Below are 5,639 nucleotides of genomic sequence, written 5' to 3'. Positions count from 1 at the left end.
CGGACGTCGGCAACATCGACCGTGACGGGGGCCTCGTCCTGCGGGGCCTTCTCCCCACCGGGTGCGTCGTCCCGCTCGACACCGAGCACCGTCCGGCCCGCGTCGGTCACGACGTATGCCAGAATGGTCACGGTGCCGCCGTGAAGGYTCAGGTCTCCCGCCGGATCCCGGACCACCCAGCCGCGACGCTCAATCGCCTCGAAGGTGTTCCAGCGGATACGGACAGGAGCGCAGTCCCGCTCCCCGTAGTAGCCGTGACCGAACGAGTCGGCCCGGTAGTACAGAACGCCCGTGTGGGCAAAGGTCAGCGCACGGCGCTGAGGGTCCGACAGTCGCAGGGCCTTGCTGGTGTGTGCGTCCATGGGGTCGACGGGACCGTCCTTGCGGAGGCCCCCGCACCGATCCCAGAGTGCGGAATTACCGCACTGGGCTCCTGCCTCGGGTTCTGGCGTCGAAGCGCACGCTCGGCATCGGGTGGCGTGGGCGGGCGGGTGGTAGCCATCAGTCGGCATGGCGCCCCATGCGCGCCCAGGTCAGTCGCGTGCGCCGGCTTCGTCGGCGAAGCGCCTTGAACCAGTGCCGTGTCGCCTGGATGCGGAAGGACGCGACCGCGTCCGTGTTGCCGCGCACGGCGTAGTAGTTGAGATGCCCAACCACCACACTGCGTAGCCGCTGCCCTTGGAGCGGGACGGGTTGGTGCCGGCGCCGCTTCAGTTCCTCCTTGATCTCTTTGAGCTTCGCCCGCATCCGCCTCTTGCCCGTGACGCGCCTCACCCAGAAGTTCCCCTTCTTGGACGTCGCGCACAGACACGTGAACCCCAGAAAAGTGAACGTCTCCGGCTTCCCGAGACCGTGGGTCTTCCGCTACTGAGTTTTAATCCGCGTTTTAATCCGCGAAGTCGTGTGGAAGCATAATGATCCTTCACCTTATTGCTATCTTTGGGTGGGTGGTGAGGGTTCTGTTCGGGTAGCCGGCTGGTTGAGCGGGAGACCGAGCGTGAGGCGCTGCGGGCTGGGCTCGCGGTGCTGCGGAAGATCGCGTTCGGGCGGTCGYCGGAAAAGGCCGGTGTGGSGTGGGYTGGCGGTCGCGGTCCCGGCAGCGCTGCTCGCCGGTGCGGGCCAGCTCCTCGCCTGCGCAGAATGCGCAAAAAGCTGTCTATTCACAAAACTTGCCGGCTCGTTCGCAGCGTTCACCGCTGTGCGATCTGCGTGCCAGCCCCACGGCGGTGACACGCCGCCGGCGGTTTCTTCCGCTGTGGCCGGCGGCCCCTCACCACCGGCCCCGATCCGCAGAATGCGCAAAAAAGTCATTTATTCACAAAACTTGCCGGCTTGCCGGCCCGTTCGTAACGTTTTTGGAAGGGCGGCAAGTCCTACCGGCCGGAAGAGCTACGACTAGCGCGGACCAGCGCGCACGAGCCCGTTGATGAACGATTCGGAGGCGGCGGGATGACGTCCATAGCCGTGGGCAAGCCGCCGGTGGGCGGTAAGCCAGGCGAGGGTGCGTTCGACCACCCCTCGTCCCGGCAGGGCCCCGGAGGTTTTCCGGCCGGGGTTCTCCCGGGTGGTCTCGACGGTGGTCTTCAGGATGGTCCACGACCCCCGCGGGCCGGGTCCGCCCCGCGACGCGCCCTGGGCCCTGGCGGTCACGCCCTTGTTCTTCCACCGGTCGAAGAAGCCGCAGACCGCCCGCCACGCCGGGAAGCCCGCCGGCAGCGCCCGCCACGCGATCCCGTTGCGGGCCACGTAGCCACGTACCGGATGGCGCCCACGATGCCCGGCGGCAACACCGCTTCGGCAACCACCCACCCGGCGTCACCAAGACCCGACCGGTACCGGTGTGTACCCACCACGGCCACCCGGGGCGGTCTCAGATGATCAGAGCATCAGTGCTGGTAGAAAGATGATCCACTGATCGGAGGGCTGAGTGCGCGGCGTCGAGTTGACCTTGGAGGAGCGGGAGGCGATCTCCAGGGGCTTGGCCGAGGGACTGTCACACCGGATGATCGCGGCCCGRCTGGACCGAAACCAGTCGGTGATCAGCCGTGAGGTCGCGCGCAACGGCGGCAATGCCGGATACCGCGCCGCGGACGCGCAGAAACGCGCCGACGAGCGGCGGCGGCGACCGAAGGCGTTCAAGCTGGAAACTCACGTCCGGCTGCACGACGCGGTGGCCGAACGGCTGTCGGCCGACTTCTCGCCGGAACAGGTGTCTAATCGGCTGAAGAAGGATTTCCCGGATGATCCGGAGATGCGCGTGTCGCACGAGACGATCTACCAGACGCTCTTCGTTCAGGCGCGTGGCGAACTGAACACGCGGCTGAAGCTCGCGCCGCGGTCGGGCCGGGCGGAGCGCCGGCCGCGGGGGTCGACTCGGCCGAAGYAGGCCAGGATCGCCGGCATGGTCGGCATCTCCGAGCACTCTGCCGAGGCCGCCGACCGCGCGGTACCCGGCCACTGATTTTGCTGGTGGTAGGCTTGTGTGACTCTCTGGGTAGGAGCCGTGGGCTTCTTGCGGGCGAGCGTGGGCGGCCCGGCCGGGCCGCCCAACCCTTCGTAACCGAGGTCGAACAGCACCTCGTGTAGGTCGGCGGTCCACTCCTCTTCCAGGATCGGCGGCGCGCCGGAGGCGCGCAGAGCGGTCGAGTCGTGTTCGCGGCCGGGGGGCACCTCCGAGACCCACAGCGGCCAGCCGTCGTCGGGGGTCGACAGGATTTGGACGTTGCCACCGTGATCGGAGATCTTGCCGGACCACCACAGGTCCACGCCCTCGCTCGGACCAGGCACGCGCAGCCGGTCGGTCTCGATGACCGTGCCATCGACGATCAGATGGCGATAGCCTGCGATCCTGGCCCGCATCAACGCCTCGCGCAGGTCAGGGGCCTGCCAGGCCAGCACGGCGACGCCCTCGTGCAGGTAGCGGTAGCCCACTGAGCGGGACACTCCATGATCGTTGAGGGGCGGGCGGGTCCGCGTGCCGTCACAGAACCAGCGCAGGGCCATCACGGCCTGCTCCAGCGCGGACAGCGTGCGAGTGCCGTTACGGGTACCACGACGCTGACGCTCCGCGACCAACAGTCCGGCCAGGCGGAAGACGGTGTGATCGCCGAAGGGCAGCTCGGCGGTGTATGTGAAACTCATGCGGGACGCGGGGTCCTTCGGTGAAGTGATCTGTGGAAGGACACTTCCTACCGAGACCCCGCGCCGCCTTGTCTCCCGGCCCGACCCCACCCGCCAGACCATCACAGTCCGTTACGGCTACCCAGTGCGACGACCCGTTGCCGGGAAAGGCTCATTGACCGCGTCGTGCAACCGCGTTTTCACCGCCAGCTTGTGCGGCTTAGGTCGTATGGCCTGCGCTTCCGCTCGTTCCTGGGCCTCGACATTGCTGGCCGACGACCGCGCTCAGCGCCAGACGTGGCGCAAGCTGTCCCCACACGGGCAGGCACTCCTCGTGCTCGCGCACCTACGCAACGGCGACACCTACGAGCGACTCGCCGAAGGCTTCGGCGTCAGTGTCGGGACGGTCTACAACTACGTGCGCGAGGCCGTCGATCTGCTGGCCACCCGCGGCCGTAGCCGCCTCGCGGCGGTGTGGACGTTCGCGTGGACGCAGAGCAACTTCCTCATCCTCGACGGAACGGTCGTGCGCACCACCCGTGTCCGGGCACACAACAAGCTGTACTACTCGGGCAAGCACAAGTACCACGGCATCAACCTCCAGGGCCTCACCGACCCCTACGGCAGGATGATCTGGATCTCCGAGGGGCTTCCCGGCAGCGTCCACGACCTCACCGCCGCCCGCATGCACGACATCCTCCACGTGATCGACCGCTCGGAGCTCCACCTCTTCGCCGACAAGGGATATGTCGGCGGCGAAGGAGACCACCTCCTCGTTCCGTACAAGAAGCCACCCGGCGGCGACCTGTCCGATCAGCTAAAGGAGATCAACCGTGCCCACGCCGCCACCCGCGCCAGAGGCGAGCGCGGCTTCGCGATCCTGAAGAACTGGCACATCTTCGACCGCTTCCGCGGCTGTCCCCGCCGTGTCGGGAAGTTCGCCCTCGCCGCATTCATTCTCACCGAGGAAGGGATTTAGGAAAGCTAACTTTGAAAAGGCTCAGTGAGCGGCCGAAGGAGGCCACCGACCGTGCCGTGCCCGGGTTCCGGGAGGGCGATCTCATTGAAGATCCACAGTGGCAGGTCGATCCGGTGCGGCCGGCCCGGCCCGTRGCGAGGATGGTGGGGTGCAGCGGGAGCAGCRTCGCGTTCGGGTCCAACGGTTTCGCCGACAGTTTCGGCGTCCCGGGGATCGGGCCGGAACAGGGGCCGGGGACCGGGCGGAGCTGGTCCAGATGCTGCGGGCGGCGCTCGGGGAGCGACCGACCACGGCCGGATCGATGGTCGCCGGCACCGGTGTAGATCATGATCGAGTGGTCCGGCCCATGGTCGACGCCTCGGCCCGGCGCCGGGCCGAGTACTCCTCCGACGCCTCGAACTACCGGGTGCCGCCCGCGGTTGTGGTGTTCCCCCGGGAGGTCGGGGACATCCTGGCGATCGCGGCGGTTTGCCGGTCCACCGCGACCCCGCTGACCACCCGGGGCGCGGGCACCTCCATCGCGGGCAACGCCGTGGGCCCCGGGGTGGTGATGGATCTCAGCCGCCACCTGCACCGCATCATCTCCCTGGACCCGGCCGCCCGCACCGCGAGCGTGCAGCCCGGGGTCATCCTGGACAGCCTCCAGGAGGCGGCCGGCCGGCACGGGCTGCGATTCGGTCCGGATCCCTCCACCCATGCCCGCTGCACCATCGGCGGCATGATCGGCAACAACGCCTGCGGCGCACGGGCGATCGCCTACGGCCGGACCGCCGACAACATCGTCGATCTCGACGTGCTCGACGGCACGGGACGTCGACTACGGGTCGGCCCGGGTGGCTCCGGGCGATCGGGTGGCTCTGGGTATCCGGCAGTCCCCGGGTATCCGGCAGTCCCCGGGCTCGACGACCTCGTCCGGGCCAACCTGGCGGTCCTGCGCACCGAACTCGGCAGGTTCCCCCGCCAGGTCTCCGGCTACTCGCTGGAGCACCTGCTGCCCGAACGCGGCGGCGACCTGGCGAAGGCCCTGGTGGGCTCCGAGGGCACCTGTGTGGTCGTGCTCGGGGCGACCGTCCGCCTCGTCCCCCGGCCGGCCGCGACCGCGATGGTCGTGCTGGGCTATCCGGACATGCCGGCCGCCGCGGACGCCGTGCCGCTGCTGTTCCCGCACGCTCCGCTGGCGGTGGAGGGCATGGACGCGCGCCTGGTCGACATCGTGCGCCGGCACCGGGGACCGCGGGCCGTACCGGAGCTTCCCGCCGGCACCGGCTGGCTGTTCGTCGAGGTCGGTGGGGCGAGCCCGGCGGAGGCGCTCGCGGCCGGCTGGGCGTTGGCGACCGCCGCGGGCACGAGGGCCACCCGGGTGCTGCCCACCGGCCCGCAGACCCGCGCCCTCTGGCGGATCCGCGAGGACGGCGCGGGTCTCGCCGGGCGGAGCGCGGCGGGGGAACCAGCCTGGCCCGGCTGGGAGGACGCGGCCGTGCCGCCGCAGCGCCTGGGAGCCTACCTGCGTGACTTCGAAGACCTGCTGCGCGCGCACCGG

The 5,639-nt window shown here is 69.3% G+C and carries 7 protein-coding genes; 2 read left to right on the top strand and 5 right to left on the bottom strand.

The features are described from left to right. The 5 genes from KBI5_RS08255 to KBI5_RS08235 form a co-directional block, all read right to left on the bottom strand. On the bottom strand, positions 1 to 362 hold a 362-nt coding region (locus tag KBI5_RS08255), incomplete at its 3' end, for a hypothetical protein (protein ID WP_133056974.1). 139 nt (positions 363 to 501) lie between these two features. Continuing rightward, entirely contained in the window at positions 502 to 774 is a 273-nt protein-coding gene (locus tag KBI5_RS26945; RefSeq protein WP_011435409.1) for a hypothetical protein, read from the bottom strand. A 621-nt stretch (positions 775 to 1,395) separates the two neighbouring features. Further along, positions 1,396 to 1,746, bottom strand: coding sequence for a transposase (locus KBI5_RS08245; protein WP_157902463.1), 351 nt, complete (start codon positions 1,744 to 1,746; stop codon positions 1,396 to 1,398). A 247-nt stretch (positions 1,747 to 1,993) separates the two neighbouring features. Further along, positions 1,994 to 2,266 carry a hypothetical protein gene (locus KBI5_RS26940; protein WP_198537588.1) on the bottom strand — a complete coding sequence of 91 codons (273 nt, stop codon included), beginning with the start codon at positions 2,264 to 2,266 and terminating at the stop codon, positions 1,994 to 1,996. Positions 2,267 to 2,292: 26 nt separating this feature from the next. Beyond that, on the bottom strand, positions 2,293 to 2,859 hold the full coding sequence (locus KBI5_RS08235; RefSeq protein ID WP_347272483.1) for a transposase family protein: 567 nt from the start codon (positions 2,857 to 2,859) through the stop codon (positions 2,293 to 2,295). Between the two features lie 490 nt (positions 2,860 to 3,349). On the opposite strand from KBI5_RS08235, the gene KBI5_RS08230 reads away from it, so the two are divergent. Together KBI5_RS08230 and KBI5_RS08225 are read left to right on the top strand one after the other, a co-directional pair. Continuing rightward, positions 3,350 to 4,099 (top strand): transposase family protein, encoded by a 750-nt coding sequence (locus KBI5_RS08230; RefSeq protein WP_085014878.1) that lies wholly within the window; start codon positions 3,350 to 3,352, stop codon positions 4,097 to 4,099. Between the two features lie 301 nt (positions 4,100 to 4,400). Then, the coding region (locus tag KBI5_RS08225; RefSeq protein WP_347272482.1) for an FAD-binding oxidoreductase at positions 4,401 to 5,639 on the top strand (1,239 nt) is incomplete at its 3' end.

Source organism: Frankia sp. KB5 (assembly GCF_002099325.1).
In the GTDB taxonomy this organism is placed as follows: domain Bacteria; phylum Actinomycetota; class Actinomycetes; order Frankiales; family Frankiaceae; genus Frankia; species Frankia casuarinae.
Note: the sequence above shows the minus strand (reverse complement) of the source record. Positions and strands in the feature narration are given on the sequence as shown.